We start from the raw sequence: 15,663 nt of genomic DNA on the forward strand, positions 1-15,663 counted from the left end.
AAGTACAGATCTTGCTGGCCAGCATGTGAAGGCAGGCTCTCCTATGCATTATCCGGAACCGCCATGCGTGACGCCTCCTCGATCAATATCTGACGCATCCAGATACTGGCCGGATCACCGTTATGAAGTGCGGGCCACTGAACTGCTTCCGTGAAAGCAGGAAGCGGCAGCGGAAGATTCATAACTCGCAAGGGTATCGCTTTCTCAAAATACTTGACCAATCGTAAGGGCATAGTGGCGATGCGGTTTGTGCCGCTCAGCACCTGTGGTATCAAGCTAAAACCTTGCATGACGACTTCGACGCGTCTCTTGATCCCATGTTCGAGCAAGTACCATTCTTCGATCGAGGGCCTCATCGAGCGCCCGAACATAACTGCGACGTGTCCCATCGACATGTATTGCTCGAATGTGAGCTCCCGCGGTGCCGCGTTGTTGGTTGGACAACTCACGCATACGAGTTTCTCGTCGAAGAGCTTCGCGGCGGGATGCGAGTTCGCCATAAACAGATCCGGTAGCAGGAGAAAATCAACCTCACCGCGCCGGAGGAGCTCGTTCGGGTCACTATCGAGAGACAGAAGCTCGAAACTGACGGCAGGTGCTTCCCGCGCAACACGGGCAATGACCCTATGAAGAAAAACAAGCGTCATGAAATCCGAAAGAAGGATCCTGAACCGGCGGTCGGATTGAGCTGGGTTGAATGGCTCCCAAGAAATAATTGAACATCGAATTTTCAGGAGAACGTCGCGCACCGCCGGGGCGAGTCCTTCGGCTCGGGGTGTGAGGCAAAGTTCACGGCCGTTCATCGTGAACAGGTCATCGCGAAAATATTCTCTTAGCCGGCCGACGGCCGCACTCATGGCGGGCTGACTCAGATTGATGTTGCGTGCCGCCACCGTAAGATTCCGTTCGGTCATCAGCGCGTCGAGCGCGACGAGAAGATTTAGATCAAGGCCTTTGAATCGCACGTTTGAAACCATCCATACTGTGGATCTTTTTCGGCTACCAATTTCATGGAGATGCCATTGACAGCAGCCGCTGTTGGCAAGCGCTCCGAACACGGCCGAAACAAGCGATGCGACGACCACGGCTCCCGCTACAAAGGCATGGTGGATGCTGGCCCTCAGCCGCACTTCGATCGTATCCTCTTTGCTTTGGCCCAGATTGGCATCATACTGGCCGGTAAGAAACATCCAGTTTGGCAGAAAGGAGATAGTCCAGTCGGAAAAGCAAGTGGCGACCGGGCGCGCGCCCAAGACGGGTGCGCGCCGGATTTTTGAAGCGCTCAAGCATCAGATTCTCCGTCGCGTCTACGAAGCGGGAAGCCAGCTGCCATCCTCACGCAGCCTGGCGAATGAACTGCATGTGTCGCGGACAACGGTCACGGTCATCTATGAGCAGCTTGCCGCTGAAGGCGCTTCTTGGAACTGCGCCATGGCGGGTGTGCACGGGGTCACGGCGTTGCAGCTGCGACAGCGCCTGCGTGAAATCAAGGCTGCCGCTCTCGCGTCTGATATGCTCACGGAGCGCTTGGTAACACTCCATGCTCATCCGCTCAATTCTGGGTGCAGGCACGGGCGTAAAGGGCAGTCCGGCTTCGCGAGAACAACGTGCGAGGCAAGCGAGCAAACGCCGGGGCTGTAGTAAAGTTTCGGGCAGAACTCCGGGGAAACGCGAGGGTAGTTGGGATGATGACATCGCTTGGGGGATTGCTCCCTTTCAGGCACAGGCCTTTATCGACGCGGTGCGACGGGCGCCCGCTTGCCGCGGCCCCACAGGATGAAGGTCACGAGGGGAAGCAGGATGAAGTTGAGCGGCAGGGCGGCAAACTCACCCCGCATGGCATGGAAGATGATTGCGCAGATTTGCAATATTGTGCAGCCCAGCGCCGCAAGCACGGTGAGGCGCGGCTGGATGCGGGTAAGAGCAGGCAAGAGGATGCCGATCCCACCCGCTACATCGATCAATCCGGTAAAGCGCAATAGCGTTGGATGTTCGACTGACCATTGCGTCTGCCACATAGCTGCCAACGCCTCGGCGGGCATGAAGAGTTTCTGAAAACCGAACAGGGTGAAGGCGGCGAATATCAGCGTTTGAACGCTCCAGAGGCTGATTTGCAGTACTTTCCCGGCTGGCTGGATGGGAGTGGAGACGGTGTTTGCTTGCATGGAAAACTCCTGTTTCAGTAAGGCGGCTTCAGGCGGCGATACGAGCGATCCGCGCCCGCGCGGCGGTCATGGCATTTGCGGCGCCATCGGCGCCTCGGTTCACACCTTCGACACGGATCACCTCGACATCGGTGATACCGATGAAGGCGAGCACTGACTTCAGGTAGGGCGTGGCATGATCAAGCGCTGCCGCCGGGCCTTCGGAGTAGATCCCGCCCGAGGCTAAGACGATGTAAGCCTTCTTTCCCTTGGCCAGTCCCTCGGGACCGCTAGCCGTATATTGGAAGGTCTTGCCTGCTCGGCCGATATAGTCGATCCAGGATTTCAGATTCGAGGTGATGTTGAAGTTGATGAAGGCGGTCCCAATCACCAGCGTATCTGCCGCCAGAATCTCTGCCACCAGTTCATCCGACAGGCAGAGTGCAGCCGCTTCAGCAGCGGTCAGGTCTTTGGCAGGTTTGTGGATTCCGGTCGTGAACCCACCATCCATATGCGGCAACGGGTTGGCGGCGAGGTCACGGTGAACAAGGGCGCCGGCAGGATTGACTGCTTGAAGCCGCTCGGCAAGCTCGATGGCGATCTGGGTCGAGAAGGAGCCGGGGCGCGGACTGGCGGTGAGAAGCAGGATGGATGACATGTGCAGTTCCCTTCGAAAGAATGCGGCAGGTGAATTAGCCATGACATAAAGCTTGCTGGTCATCGGGAAAATCGGCATAAATTCGAACCAACATATCGATAGGGTCGATGAGATATGCAGCCCCACCCAACCTTGGATCAATTTCAGGTATTCCTTGCCGTAGTGGAGAAAGGCAGTTTCTCGGCGGCGTCCCGCGCGCTCAATCGCACCCAATCGGTCATTAGCTATACGATCGCCAATCTCGAGGCGCAGCTAGGAGTGGCGCTCTTCGGCCGTTCCGGGACGAAGCGGCCGCAACTTACGGAGGCTGGCAGGTCCGTTCTCGAGGACGCGCGCCGGTTGCTTGGCGATCTCGATTTGATGCGGGCGCGGGTGAAGGCGCTAAACGAGGGCCTTGAGGGAGAGCTGCCCATCGCCATCAGCAGCGCCGTGCCCTCAGACATCGTTGTCGCTGTGCTGCGCGCCTTCCGAAACCTGTACCCGACCGTGTCTGTGAATGTCACCGTCGGCACGCTCGGGATCGTGATGGATGCGGTCATTACCGGTAGGGCGACCGTCGGCTTCGGCGGTTCCATGGCGACGGGAAATCATCAGATCGTTTCCGAACGGATCGGCCATTCGGCGATGATACCCGTCGCAGCTCCGGACCATCCCCTTGGAATGCTGGGTCGGACTATCAGCCTCGCCGACGTCAGGGACGAGACGCAGCTCGTGGTATACGACGCCTCTGGGCTGACAAAGGGACGCGACTTCAACGTCTTCTCACTCAAGACTTGGCGGGTCAGCGACAACGCAACGAAGCATCAGTTTATCCGCGGCGGATTGGGCTGGGGCGGGCTCCCGGCATCCCTGGTTAAGGATGACATCATCAATGGCCGCCTTGTCCAGCTTTGGTTTCCCACTTTCGACCAGGGCGAGTATCCGATCTACGCCATCCACAATGTCGCCAACCCGCCGGGGCCGGCCGCGGGGTGGCTTACCGCTGAGGTTCGCGCAAGGCTGTCCAGCGAATTCCACGGCTCGAATGGTGTCGGTACCGATCCGTGACAGCAGGTCCTCAGCGCTCGTGGTCACTCGAGTGCTTGACTGTTCCCTCGAAGAATACTCACCAGTCCGGGTATACAGGTTCAAACAGGAATTGGCCCATACGTCTTCACGTTCTCCATCGACACACAGGTGCGGAAACTTCTGACATTTCCACCTTCGAAGAAAAGGGTCCTCGTAAGCTCGTTGTATTCCGCCATGTCGCGGACGTTGCCCGTCTCCGACTTCCTCAAGCTGCGCGACGTACTCGCCCTTGAGATCGCCGACGGCTCGCCGTGCATCTGGGAAATCCGGATGGTGAAGACCCCGGCCGAGATCGACCACATCCACTATATCTGCCAGATCGCAAGCGATGCCTACGAGGCCCTCCCCGCCAGCATCGCCGTCGGCGAAAGCGAACGCGAGATCGTGAGAAAGCTCAGGATCGACATCGCGCGTCGCGTCGCGGACTCCACGCCGTTCATGCCGGCAATTTCCGGACCCGGCGGCGTCCCGCAGATCGTCTGCGGTCCACATGATCGTTTGGTGCAGGAAGGCGACGTGCTCTTCATCGACACCGGATCGACCTTTGACGGCTACTTCTGCGACTTCGACCGCAACTACGCCATCGGCAACATCTCCGACGATGCCAAGCGGGTCCACGATGCCCTTTGGCTTGCCACTGAGGCGGGGATCAAGGCCGCGGTTCCCGGCGCGAAGACCGATGACGTGTTCCGCGCAATGGCCGAGATCATCGAGGAGGCCGGAGCCATCGGCAACAATGTTGGCCGACTGGGACATGGCCTCGGCATGCAGTTGACGGAACCGCCATCGCACAGGCTCGGCGACGGGACCGTCATTGTCGAGAACATGGTGCTGACGATCGAGCCGGGGATGGAATACGCCCTCGGCAAGATGATTGTCCACGAAGAAAACATCGCCATCACCAGGGACGGACCGCGGCTTTTGACGAAACGCGCCCCCAGAGAGATGCCGATCATCCGGTGACCCAAGGTTGACGGAGACAGAAATCGTCACTCGGGCGGATGGTCCGTCCGGGCAATCAAAAAGGGGAATGAAAATGAAAAAAATCGCAATGAAGACCGCTATCCTGCTCGCCGCGATGACGACTCTCGGCACAGCGTCCGCCGCCGTCGCCCAAGATCTCAAGACGATCACGCCAGGTATAATCTCGGTTGGCTCCGACCAGGTCTATCCGCCCTATGACTATCTCGAGGACGGTGTGACAAAGGGCTTTGATGCCGATGTCATGGCCGTGCTCGCTCCAAAGCTCGGCGTTAAAGTGCAGTTCATGAACACCAGGTTCGCCAGCCTGATTCCAGCTTCAGGCGAACCGCTTCGATATGATCGCCTCCGCGCTCTATGTCACGCCCGCCCGTGCGCAGGTCGTGGACTATATCGCCTATGCAAAGACGGGCGGCTCGCTGACGGTCCCCTCCGATGACACCTTCGAGCCCAGGAAGCCTGAAGACCTTTGCGGCAAGCGCGTCGCCAATCTCAAGGGCGCGGCCTGGGTGCCGGAACTCCAGAAGGTCTCTCAGGCCAAATGCGGATCCAACCCGATCGACGTCAAGGAATTCGCCACGTCGGCCGAGGCGGCACAGGCGCTGCTGTCGCGCGGTGCGGATGTGGTGTTCGACGATGCCGGCGTCTCCAAGGCTGCCGTCGTGGCTTCGGGCGACCGTCTCAAGATCACGTCCACGGAAATCCTGTTCCCCGTCGTCATGGGTCTGGCGGTGAAGAAGGGTAACGACGAGCTCTTTAACCGCCTGAAGGAGGCCTTCGAGCCTCTCAAGAACAGCGATGAATACAAGGCTATTCTCGCCAAGTACAACCTCGCTCTGCCGACCGACGCCGAGGTCGCCGCGGCTCTCGTCGAAAGCAATTGATCCATCCTCCCGGGCCGCTACCGGCGGCCCGGTCAACTTCACTGGAAAAAGACAATGGCTTTCGATTGGTCTTACACGATCGGGTTCTTCGTCGCGCTCGCGGACCGCTCCAGCCTGATGGTGGTTCGTCGGGCTGCCAGACTGTACGTCTGGTTCTTCAGAAGCCTTCCGCTCCTGGTCCTGCTGATCTTCGTCTACAATCTTCCGCAGGCGTTCCCGTCGACCTCAGGTCTTCTGTCCATTCCATTCGTCGCAGGCCTTCTGGCGATGGTGTTGAGCGAGACAGCCTACATCGCGGAAATCCACCGCGGAGCGCTTGTCGCGGTCGGCAAGGGCCAATATGAGGCGGGAAAGGTCCTTGGGCTTTCGCGCACGGGCGTCCAGCGGCACATCGTGATCCCGCAGGCGCTGCGCATTGCCCTGCCCTCGCTCGGGAACGAATTCGTCTCCATCGTAAAGCTGACGTCTCTCGTGTCGGTGATCTCGCTTGCCGAAATCCTGCTTGTCGGGCAGCGCTACTATACCCGAAACTTCAAGGTCATCGAAACCATGGTGGCGGTCGCCTGCTACTACGTCCTGATCGTCACCGTCTTGCGCTCAAGGCGTTTGAGCGCCGCCTCGACTTCTCGCGGCGTCTTGCCGAGCTGACCACCGAAGAGGCCGAGCCTAGCGGCGCTGTCGTCAAGCAGATCGTGGACGACGTCCGCACCTCGGCCGCCGAACCCGCCATCCGCCTCGAAAAGGGCGGGAAGTCCTACGGTATTCACCAGGTATTCAAGGACCTAGACCTGTCGGTCAAGCCGGGCGAAGTCGTCTCGATCATCGGGCCGTCCGGCTCCGGCAAGAACAACGCTCATCCGCTCCCTCAACGGTCTTGAGACACTGGAACACGGGGTCGTCTATCTCGAGGAAAAGCCGTTTCTTGCCGGGACCCGGGAGAAGCTCGCGAAGACCATCCGGCATGACAGCGCTGATGCACTAAGGATCGGAATGGTGTTCCAGAACTTCAACTTGTTTTCCCCACAAGACGGCTCTTGAAAACGTCATGATGGGCCCGGTCTACCATCATCGCGGCAGCCTTTCGGACATTCGGAAAGACGCACGGTCGCTTCTCGCCCAAGTTGGCATGCTGGTCCACGAGAACAAGTACCCGCACCAGCTCTCCGGCGGACAGCAGCAACGCGTTGCTATCGCCCGGGCGCTGGCCATGCATCCCTCCATTCTGCTTTTCGACGAGCCGACTTCGGCACTCGACCCCGAGACCGTTGGCGAAGTGCTCCGCATCATGGCTGCTCTCGCCAAGTCCGGCCGGACCATGGTGATCGTCACCCACGAAATGAAGTTCGCGATGGAAGTCTCCGACCGGGTGATCTTCATGGAAAAAGGCAAAGTCGTGTTCGACGGCTCCCCGTCACTGCTGGAGGAACGCAGAAAGCAAGATGGCCGTATCGCAGAGTTTGTCCGGATTTGACCCACGGCAACCCCCTGATTAGCCACCGCTTAAAAATGACCGACTTGCTCGGAGGAATGAACATGACCGACATTTCGATAGACGGCGCGCGGTTGATCGGCCGGATCCAGGAACTCGGAAGTCTTGGACGAGATGGTGACGGGCGCCTGGCGCGCCTCGCCGCCAGCGACGCCGACAAGCTTGGACGAGACCTCTTCGTCTCCTGGCTGCGGACGGCGGGCCTGGATGTGGCGGTGGATCGCATCGGCAACATCTTCGGCATCTGGGAGCCTCCGGGTTGCGAAGGCAAACTGCCATTCATGATGGGCTCCCATATCGACACAGTCATCAACGCCGGCATCTATGACGGATGCTACGGTGTCCTTGCGGCGCTGGAAGTGATCGAAGCCATGCAGGACGAAGGCTTCGTTCCGTCTCGTCCGGTCGTGGTCGCCGCGTTCACCAATGAGGAAGGCGTTCGCTTCGCACCCGACATGATGGGCTCCGTCGTCTACTCTGGTGGGATGGACACGGACACAGCCTTGGCTACGGTCGGAACCGACGGGGCCCTTCTCGGCGATGAACTCGGCCGGATCGGTTTCGCCGGACCAAAGGAGCCGGGGTTTCTCAAACCTGTTGCTTATGTGGAACTCCATGTCGAACAGGGGCCAGTCCTTGAACGTGAGGGTATCGACATCGGTGCGGTCGAAAACCTGCAAGGCATCTCTTGGCAGAAGGTTACAATCAACGGTACCGCCAATCATGCCGGCACCACGCCGATCACCATGCGCAGCGACGCGGGATACGGCGCTGCGCGCGTCGTCACCTATTTGAGAGAGCGGGCTCTGGCCTCCACTTCGCCGATGGTCGCGACTGTGGGATGTATTGAATTCGAGCCCAATGCGATCAACGTGATCCCGTCCCGGGCGACCCTGACAATCGATCTTCGCCACCCGGTCGAAGATCGGCTGCTGGAAGAAGAACGAGCGCTGTCGGAGTTCCTGGGGCGGCTGGCCGCCGACGAGGGACTGTCGATCAGCACCGAGCGACTGGCGCGCTCGACGCCCGTTGTGTTCGACCAAGAGATCGTCGCCGTCATAGAGGACGCGGCGAAAAAGCGCGGGTTATCCTATCGGCGGATGACGTCGGGGGCTGGACACGACGCGCAGATGATGGCGACGATTGCCCCAACCGCCATGATCTTCGTACCAAGCGTTGCCGGTATCAGTCACAACCCAGCCGAACTTACTCATGACATTGATCTGATCGCGGGTGCCAACCTCCTGTTGGATGTCGCACGGATTCTCGCCAAGTCTTGATGGTTTTGTAAGCTCAGGCTTCTTGCCGCGGTTGACGACGTGATCGTTCACGCAGTTCAGCTCACGATAGCAGCTTTCGATAGGTTGTCGGCGCCAAGAAGCTGCGCCGCAAGAGCATTGTCGGATGTCCGGAAGGCAGACCTGTGGTCGCGCAGAATCTGGAATCGGGCGCGGTATTCGTTCGGAGTGACGCCGATAGTCTTGGCGAAGGCCCGCCGCATGGCTGCGACATCTCCGAAACCGCATGCCTTGGCGATTGCCTGAAGTGGGCGCTCGGTATCCTCCAGGAGCCGGCGTGCAGCATCGGTCCGCGCAGCGATGATGAAGTCGAGCGGGGTCATTCCGAGCTCATGTCTGAATACGCGGCCAAAGTTGCGTGTGCTCATTCCGACATTCCTGGCGATTGCATCGACATGCAACTCCCTCTCAAGATTGGCCAGTATGAAGTCTTGCGCCTTCTGAATGAAGCTCGTTTCGGACATCTGGCCGACAAGGTGCGTGCTGAACTGCGATAGACCGCCGGGCCTCTTCACGAACATAACCATGTATCTGGCCACGGCCAGTGCGACCTCGCGCCCAAGATCCTCCTCCACAAGCGCGAGAGCAAGGTCGATGCCGGCGGTGACCCCGGCGGCGGTGATGAGTTTGCCGTCACGGATATAGATGGCGTCCGGTTCAAGCTCGATGTGGGGGTATTCCTTGCGGAAGCGTGGCGTGCATTCCCAGTGGGTCGTGACCCGCTTTCCTTCAAGCAGTCCTGCCGCAGCAAGCAGGAAGACACCGGTACAGATTGATCCATATCGCCTGACGGTGGGCACGCGTCGGCGCAGCCAGGAAATAACCTTCGGATCGATTGCCTGAAACGACGGGTCGCCTGCGACCAGCAAGGTATGGATTGGTTCATCGCTGTCAAAGATCGTACGATCTGCAAGGAACCGCAACTGGCCGGTGCCTCCGATCGAAGGTTGGCCGGTGGACATAATCTGGATGTCGTATCTGCTCATGTCGCCGCAGCGCCGCGCGGCCTCCCAGAAGACCTCTGCAGGACCCACAACATCCAAGGATTGGACGCCCGGTGGCGCGAGAATAACGATCCGCATTGGCGTACCCTTGAACAGGTTTGTCTATCTGAAGTCCGAAGCAAAATTCCTGCCAATAAAAGGCCACCGCCCGGGCGCGGGCGATGGTCACCTTCAGAAATCACTTGGCCGAGGTCAGTCGGGTGTCGAAAAAGCCGGTGCGCGACATGTCCCTGGCGGACTTTGCGGCAGCGAGCACCATGACATCGACGAGCGGCTCGATCAGGATCACTGCCATGTAGGCAAGACCGAAATTCCCGATGGACAGCAGGTTCTCAAACGTGAAGCCGTGACCGTAAAGCGCCCAGAACGCCACCCAGGAAACGATCCCGCCCTGGTAGGCCGTCGATAGTGTCAGCGCCTGTCGATATTTCAAGTCGACATAAGCGGTATTCGGCGTGACGACCTTGCTTGCAATGACCTGCAGCGCGAAGAGCGGCACGAGCAGGGTCGTGACGTTCATACCATATTGGGGCAGGTCGAACGGCGCGAAGAACAATCCCTGGAGCAGCAATCCAGCAGCAAGGCCGATTGCCGCCGGCGCTGCGCCGAACAGCAGGAAGAGCGTCGAACCGAGGATCAGATGCACCTCCGACACGCCGACCGGATAATGCGGAAGGATCTCGAAGAAGGAAAAGACAAGGGCCGTTGCGATGGCGCTTCGCCCCATAAGTGAGGACAGCCCTCGACGCCGGAGCTCGGCGCGCGCATATTTCAGGGTGAAGAGCGCAGCGCCGGAGGCGGTGGCGTAACTCAGGACGATCTTGGCGCCGTTCACGATACCAGGTTCGATATGCATGTGGGTGTCTCCGTGAAAGCTGTTACTGGTTGACTTGATCGCCGAGAGAGAAGAACTCACGCAGTTCCGAGGCGGTCAAAAGGTTGGTCTTGACGACGGCGCTCTCAAGCGCCGTCAGAAATTGATCGTAATAATTCCACGATGAATAATCGGCGGGATGTTCATCTTCCCACCTCTTGATCGAGGCAATCAGTTCATCGCGAAAATAGTCCCATTCGAAATAACCTTCCTTTGCGAGCGCGAGCGCAATCCCGAAGGACGTACGTTCCCAGTCGGACCCAAAGCAAAGAGTGCCATTGGCCCGAGGCGGACTGTCCGGCTGGCCCAGCATTTCGGTGACGGCAAAGTGTTCGAACTGCGTCAGCATCGGGACCTCAGGCTGCCTTGGCGACGGCAACGCCCATCATGGCTTCCGGTGTGACGAGAGCTTCAAGTTCTGTCTCCGACAAACCTTCGGTTCCTGCTGGCCGCTCAGGCACGACAAACCAACGGATCTGAGCACTCGAGTCCCATACCTTGACCTCAACATCCTCCGAGATCGGCAAGCCGAATTCGGCAAGCACCGCACGCGGCTCGCGGGCAGCACGGCTACGGAAGGTCGGATCCTTGTACCAGTAGGGCGGCAGCCCAAGAACCGGCCAAGGGTAGCAGGAGCAAAGCGTGCAGATGATCAGATTGTGGACGCCCGGAGCATTTGCGACGGCACGCATGTGCTCGCCTTCCGCGCCGGCCATGCCGTCCGGCAGGTCGAGTTCAGCGATCGCCTTTGGCGTATCCGCGACAAGCCGTTCCTTGAAGGCTGGATCCACCCAGGCGCGGGCGACGATCTTTGCGCCGTTGAAAGGCCCCATCTTGGTCTCGAAGAACTCGAGCACGGTATCGACGGTCCGGTCGGTGATAATGCCCTTCTTGATGAGCAAGGCTTCGAGAGCCCGCACGCGCGCCGCACTGTAAGCTTCGCGGTCATCGCGATACTTGAAACGTTCAGTCATTTGTTTCTCCCCGATGAATTGATTAGGCGGCCTTGACCGATAGCGGAACATCGGCCGGGGCGACGTAGCGCGCGTAAAGGTCGGCATAGAGGCTGAAGTTCGGTTCAGCATTGCCCGGCCACAGTTCGTTCGGATCGAAGCGGACGCAGTAGACGGTCATCGCTTCGCCGATACCGTCGGGGCCGGTGTCGCAGAGATACGTGTAAGCGCCGGGATACACGGTTTCGACGACTCCCGTCCTATTCCGCAAGAAGCCAGGCAGACGAGTATGCTCGACGCTCGGGACATTCGCGATCCGGACCACGTCGCCGACGGAGAACTTAGCCGCCACCGGCACGTCGCGTGCTGGACTGTCGCCTTCGACCAGATACTGGACGACACGGTCATCGATTGCAGCGTCGCCTGCGCTTGGCAGGGGCTTCGAGGGGTCGGCGTAATACTCCTCCGTCAGAGCGTCGAGCTCCTCCTCAGTGATGTAGCCATGCTGAATAAAGTAGCCCGAAATTCCGCCCAGCCACTTCTCGTAATAGCGATACCTGAAATAGTCGAAGGGATTGAGGCTTTCGGCCCCCTTGCGCAGATCGGCCCAGGTCCAGATCGTATGGAAGGCCGATGGCGTTTGGGGAAGCGGCAATTGAGCCGACAGAGCCATCATCGCCGTGTGGATCCCGAAGATTCGCGTTTCCCAGGGTTCAACGAAGACCCTTGTTTCTGTGTTGACCGGACCGAGTCCTTCCAGTCCGCCAAGATAATGTTGGATCTTCATGATGATCTTATCCTAGTTAGAGCAGACGATGAGTCAGGCCGCCATCGCCTTTGAGCCGGCGAGCAGGCGCGTGCCAAGCTCCGAGACGAAACCAAAGATCGCTCCAATCAGCATGGCGGCCATGGTCACGAGAGTTGGATGGGACAGACTTGACGTGACGATGGTGGTGTCGGTTGCCGCCGACGTGCCGACGAGGGAGGCATAGCCAAACACGACAGCAGGCGTGAAATTCAAGATTGGCACTGCGGAGGTGAGAACCACGAGCGAAGTTTCAGCACCGACAAGGATGGCTGCGAACAGGGGATGGGCGGGGCCAAACTCGACGATCAACAGGGTGATTGAGGCAATCGTGACACCCGCCCAGTTAGAGGCGAGCGATTTGATCAGTCCTGCCTGGCCGCCTCCACAAGCGAAGAACGATGCCCAGGCAATAAAGGTGACCCAGACCGGAACCGGAAACAGGGTCGCCGTGATATAGGTGTCGAGTGCACCCAGAACACCGAGACTGATCATTGCAGCGACAAGAGGTGGCATGAGGCTTCTCCTTGTTGTGGTGAGGCACTTCTCATGTGGCCACGGCCAGGGCGCAAGGAACACAACTTTCGAGACCGCGGCCAAGCTCTGCCTCGTCGAGATTGCGGCCGATAAAGACGATCTCGCTCAGGCGGGGATCGCCCATCCATGGCTTTCCCGGACGGCCCTCGAGCGTCATATGGACGCCGTGGAATACATAGCGGCGGGCTTCGCCGGCGAAGTTCACCACCCCCTTCATCCGTAGGATATCGGCGCCGCTCGCCTGTACGAGGCGGTTCAGCCAGCTATTGAAGGCGGCTGGGTCCAATGGTTCTGCACGCTGCAATGCGACGCAGGAAATGGACTGGTCATGTTCATGCTCATGATCTTCGAGGATGGCCGGATCGATCGACAAGATGTTCTTGAGGTCGAAGGCACCAAGGTCGAGAACCGAGCTCATCGGAATAGCACAGTCTTTGGTGTGAACGACCCGAGCCAGCGGATTGAGCTGCCTGATACGTCTCTCCACCACGGCCAACTTATCCAAGGACACCAAATCGGTTTTGTTGAGCAGGATGAGATCGGCAAAGCTGATCTGTTCGACGGCTTCATCCTGACCGAGCTGCTGATCGTCGTGACAGGCATCGACAACCGTGACGATCGCGTCCAGTTGAACATGGCTCGACAAGACCTCGTCCAGAACGAAGGATTGGATGACGGGCGCCGGATCGGCGAGACCCGACGTTTCGATGACGATGCGATCGAAGGCGCGATCTGACGCAAGAAGATTGCGAAGGGCGCCGATCAGGTCGTCGCGCACCGTGCAGCAAATGCAGCCGTTATTCAGTTCGACGACGTCCTCCGTCGTTTCGATGACAAGCTTGCCGTCGATACCGACCTGACCAAACTCATTGATGACGACCGCGATACGCTCATCGGGGCGTTCGGTCAGAAGACGGTTGAGCAGCGTTGTTTTGCCCGCGCCCAGAAAGCCGGTGAGAATGGTCGCGTTGATTTTTCTCATTTTTGTCTCCAGTTCAAAACAACACTCGACCAGCCCGATCCCGTGAGATCCGGAGAATGGCTTCAGATGGTGGGGTCAGTAAGCCTGTCTGGATTGCAGTATTGGCCATCATTACATTACGAAGGTGCCCGGCTCACAATGGGTCCATGAATGCAGTTTCAGCCAAATCACATGCAGAATACGCCAATCTGCGCCCAAAATATATACACGGCTAATAATTGAGCATATGAGCAAAATGTGGGCGTTGGCTGGAGATGCTGTTACCCAACTGCCAATGCGCTGTAGCATGCCGATAAACTCTGGGAGTAGGTGGATTGCGAGATCAACCCGCTTTGTCGTCGTTCGCCGCTCTGCCCAAACCCGATTCACGGAGGCGTCCCTCAAAGAACGTCGACGGACGCTGGAGTATCGCGCCATCTGACTTGAAGCGTCGGTATCGGTACATCTTGGGGAGCCGGCGTTCACCGAAGTCGATTTTCGCGAGCTTGTCGATCGCCTCTCGCGACGATGCGCCCTGACGAAGCAAACGTCTCCGACGGAGTCTCCCCATACGCTTCACTATAGGCTGCAGCGAACCGTCCCATGTGCGTGAATCCAGCCTTCCGCGCCACGGTAGAAATCGATGGAGGGGACGTGCTGTTTAGCAACTCCTCGCGTGCAGCCGCGAGCCGCATCGCTTGGAGATAGCTGAGAGGTGTAGTTCCTTTGAACCGCCTGAACGCGAGCTGCAAGGCCCTGACGCTTATCCCAGCCTCGCGCGCAATGGATGCCACCGTCATGGAGTGCCCGAGATTGGCGCGCATATATCCGATAGCGCGCTTTACGTGCCAAGGCATTGCCGGCGACGCAGATCGCCCCTTTCGTCGAAGAGGACTTGCGACGATTGCCCAACAGAGGGCGGTAACAACGGACTGGACGAGGCAGTGGACAGCCTTGCACCCAAGCCGATGTGCTTCCGGGGCGTCGATACAATCCCAGATGAGATCGACAAGCCCTGCCAAGTGTGATCCGGTCGGCAAGTCCAGGTCGATTTCCTCATCCAATTCGGAACCTGAAAGTGCAGACTTCCCGAGGAGCACACTCAAGGCTTTCCCTAATGCGGCCGCCTCGAACGCAAAAACCAAGTGGTTGCCCGCGTCGACCAGCAGGCGTTCTCTGGTGGCGCTCCAGCTACTTGAAAGGAAACCGCGGGCTTGAGTCTTCATAGCGGATCCGACGCCGCTGGCTGCTTTATCCGCGTCGATTATTGGCAGGCACAGGATACAAAGCCCGGACATCTTACTCAGAGCATTTATGATTTCTGAAACACGGTCTTCGCCGGCCGAACCCGTTCGGCCAATCAAGAATCTGTGCCCTGCGATCGCGTGGTCCTGATCTCCCAGCTTGAGTGTGCCCTGATTTAGACCGGACCGACCATGAAACCCAGGCTGCCCACATCCGGTAGCAGCAATCTCAATAAGCCGCACAATCGCCCTCCGCCAAGCAGATAGTCGCGGAGGTAGGCGACGCACAGCCTTCCACCCCCAACCATCAATCAGTCGAAGATCGGTCAGCAATCCTCAGGCCAGTTCGAAACCGTTTATTAATACTTTGAAATAATTGCCTTATCGAGTCGGAAAGCGCCTCTCCGGGATCCAGTTTCCTCACAGAATGTCCCACAATTGAGACGCGCGGTATCATCGCTGAAACATTCAGGCAAGATGCTGGAGGAAGCATCCCCACAAGCCGATCCTGGAGTTTGCGGCCGGGCGACCGTCGTCGAACGGGAGCGTCAAGTGAAACTCCGCCGGTTCGAGCCGGCGGGGGAGCTCGCCACTCATTCCGCTCGACGAAGAATACGACCTGGCGACAGCCATTTCTTTGAAATGACGATGCAAATGCGACCGGTCAACGCTCACTGGCTCAATCCACGCCATCTCTGTCCATATTGCGAACATTGTCCAGATAACGCCGCGAACCATGCACGTCGATCTCGTCTCTATGACA

Annotated in this window: 15 protein-coding genes and 3 pseudogenes; 6 read left to right on the top strand and 12 right to left on the bottom strand. The window is 58.7% G+C overall.

Annotated features, from left to right (window positions below; all coding sequences use genetic code 11):
- Positions 1 to 41: 41 nt before the first annotated feature.
- Positions 42 to 965 (bottom strand): LysR family transcriptional regulator, encoded by a 924-nt coding sequence (locus tag NBG89_RS29750; RefSeq protein WP_416068778.1) that lies wholly within the window; start codon positions 963 to 965, stop codon positions 42 to 44.
- A 145-nt stretch (positions 966 to 1,110) separates the two neighbouring features.
- Here NBG89_RS29750 and NBG89_RS29755 point away from each other — a divergent pair, with 145 nt between their 5' ends.
- Positions 1,111 to 1,641, top strand: coding sequence for a GntR family transcriptional regulator (locus NBG89_RS29755; protein ID WP_416068505.1), 531 nt, complete (start codon positions 1,111 to 1,113; stop codon positions 1,639 to 1,641).
- A gap of 89 nt (positions 1,642 to 1,730) precedes the next feature.
- On the opposite strand, the gene NBG89_RS29760 is transcribed toward NBG89_RS29755, so the two are convergent.
- Both NBG89_RS29760 and NBG89_RS29765 read right to left on the bottom strand, forming a co-directional pair.
- On the bottom strand, positions 1,731 to 2,165 hold the full coding sequence (locus tag NBG89_RS29760) for a DoxX family protein (RefSeq protein WP_431324611.1): 435 nt from the start codon (positions 2,163 to 2,165) through the stop codon (positions 1,731 to 1,733).
- 28 nt (positions 2,166 to 2,193) lie between these two features.
- Entirely contained in the window at positions 2,194 to 2,802 is a 609-nt protein-coding gene (locus NBG89_RS29765) for an FMN-dependent NADH-azoreductase (RefSeq protein ID WP_431324612.1), read from the bottom strand.
- A gap of 114 nt (positions 2,803 to 2,916) precedes the next feature.
- On the opposite strand from NBG89_RS29765, the gene NBG89_RS29770 reads away from it, so the two are divergent.
- Positions 2,917 to 3,849 (top strand): LysR family transcriptional regulator, encoded by a 933-nt coding sequence (locus tag NBG89_RS29770; RefSeq protein ID WP_416068502.1) that lies wholly within the window; start codon positions 2,917 to 2,919, stop codon positions 3,847 to 3,849.
- A gap of 80 nt (positions 3,850 to 3,929) precedes the next feature.
- Here the strand turns inward: NBG89_RS29770 and NBG89_RS29775 are convergent.
- Positions 3,930 to 4,058: pseudogene (locus NBG89_RS29775) on the bottom strand (Lrp/AsnC family transcriptional regulator); the annotation flags it as partial.
- Between the two features lie 82 nt (positions 4,059 to 4,140).
- Between NBG89_RS29775 and NBG89_RS29780 the strand changes: the two are divergent.
- The 4 genes and pseudogenes from NBG89_RS29780 (at position 4,141) to NBG89_RS29795 (ending at position 8,504) form a co-directional block, all read left to right on the top strand.
- Positions 4,141 to 4,833: a M24 family metallopeptidase gene (locus NBG89_RS29780; protein ID WP_431324613.1), complete on the top strand. Its 693-nt coding sequence runs from the start codon at positions 4,141 to 4,143 to the stop codon at positions 4,831 to 4,833.
- A gap of 115 nt (positions 4,834 to 4,948) precedes the next feature.
- Positions 4,949 to 5,735 (top strand): annotated as a pseudogene (locus NBG89_RS29785) (transporter substrate-binding domain-containing protein).
- A gap of 54 nt (positions 5,736 to 5,789) precedes the next feature.
- A pseudogene (locus tag NBG89_RS29790) lies at positions 5,790 to 7,206 on the top strand (amino acid ABC transporter permease/ATP-binding protein).
- A gap of 62 nt (positions 7,207 to 7,268) precedes the next feature.
- Positions 7,269 to 8,504 carry a Zn-dependent hydrolase gene (locus NBG89_RS29795; RefSeq protein WP_416068498.1) on the top strand — a complete coding sequence of 412 codons (1,236 nt, stop codon included), beginning with the start codon at positions 7,269 to 7,271 and terminating at the stop codon, positions 8,502 to 8,504.
- 56 nt (positions 8,505 to 8,560) lie between these two features.
- Here the strand turns inward: NBG89_RS29795 and NBG89_RS29800 are convergent, their stop codons facing one another.
- The 8 genes from NBG89_RS29800 to NBG89_RS29835 form a co-directional block, all read right to left on the bottom strand.
- Positions 8,561 to 9,604 (bottom strand): GlxA family transcriptional regulator, encoded by a 1,044-nt coding sequence (locus NBG89_RS29800; RefSeq protein ID WP_431324614.1) that lies wholly within the window; start codon positions 9,602 to 9,604, stop codon positions 8,561 to 8,563.
- 100 nt (positions 9,605 to 9,704) lie between these two features.
- Positions 9,705 to 10,382 (bottom strand): energy-coupling factor ABC transporter permease, encoded by a 678-nt coding sequence (locus NBG89_RS29805; protein WP_416068763.1) that lies wholly within the window; start codon positions 10,380 to 10,382, stop codon positions 9,705 to 9,707.
- A gap of 22 nt (positions 10,383 to 10,404) precedes the next feature.
- Positions 10,405 to 10,749: a nitrile hydratase accessory protein gene (locus NBG89_RS29810; RefSeq protein WP_069457464.1), complete on the bottom strand. Its 345-nt coding sequence runs from the start codon at positions 10,747 to 10,749 to the stop codon at positions 10,405 to 10,407.
- A 7-nt stretch (positions 10,750 to 10,756) separates the two neighbouring features.
- On the bottom strand, positions 10,757 to 11,374 hold the full coding sequence (nthA, locus tag NBG89_RS29815; RefSeq protein WP_416068762.1) for a nitrile hydratase subunit alpha: 618 nt from the start codon (positions 11,372 to 11,374) through the stop codon (positions 10,757 to 10,759).
- Positions 11,375 to 11,396: 22 nt separating this feature from the next.
- Positions 11,397 to 12,140 (bottom strand): nitrile hydratase subunit beta, encoded by a 744-nt coding sequence (gene nthB, locus NBG89_RS29820; RefSeq protein WP_416068761.1) that lies wholly within the window; start codon positions 12,138 to 12,140, stop codon positions 11,397 to 11,399.
- A 33-nt stretch (positions 12,141 to 12,173) separates the two neighbouring features.
- Positions 12,174 to 12,674 carry a DUF1097 domain-containing protein gene (locus tag NBG89_RS29825; RefSeq protein ID WP_416068760.1) on the bottom strand — a complete coding sequence of 167 codons (501 nt, stop codon included), beginning with the start codon at positions 12,672 to 12,674 and terminating at the stop codon, positions 12,174 to 12,176.
- A gap of 31 nt (positions 12,675 to 12,705) precedes the next feature.
- A complete protein-coding gene (locus tag NBG89_RS29830) occupies positions 12,706 to 13,677 on the bottom strand; it encodes a CobW family GTP-binding protein (RefSeq protein ID WP_416068759.1) in 972 nt (323 codons plus the stop codon).
- A gap of 461 nt (positions 13,678 to 14,138) precedes the next feature.
- Positions 14,139 to 14,954, bottom strand: a complete 816-nt coding sequence (locus NBG89_RS29835) for a helix-turn-helix transcriptional regulator (RefSeq protein WP_431324663.1) — start codon at positions 14,952 to 14,954, stop codon at positions 14,139 to 14,141.
- Positions 14,955 to 15,663: the final 709 nt, after the last annotated feature.

Source organism: Rhizobium sp. YTU87027 (genome assembly GCF_050644135.1).
Classification (GTDB): Bacteria; Pseudomonadota; Alphaproteobacteria; order Rhizobiales; family Rhizobiaceae; genus Rhizobium.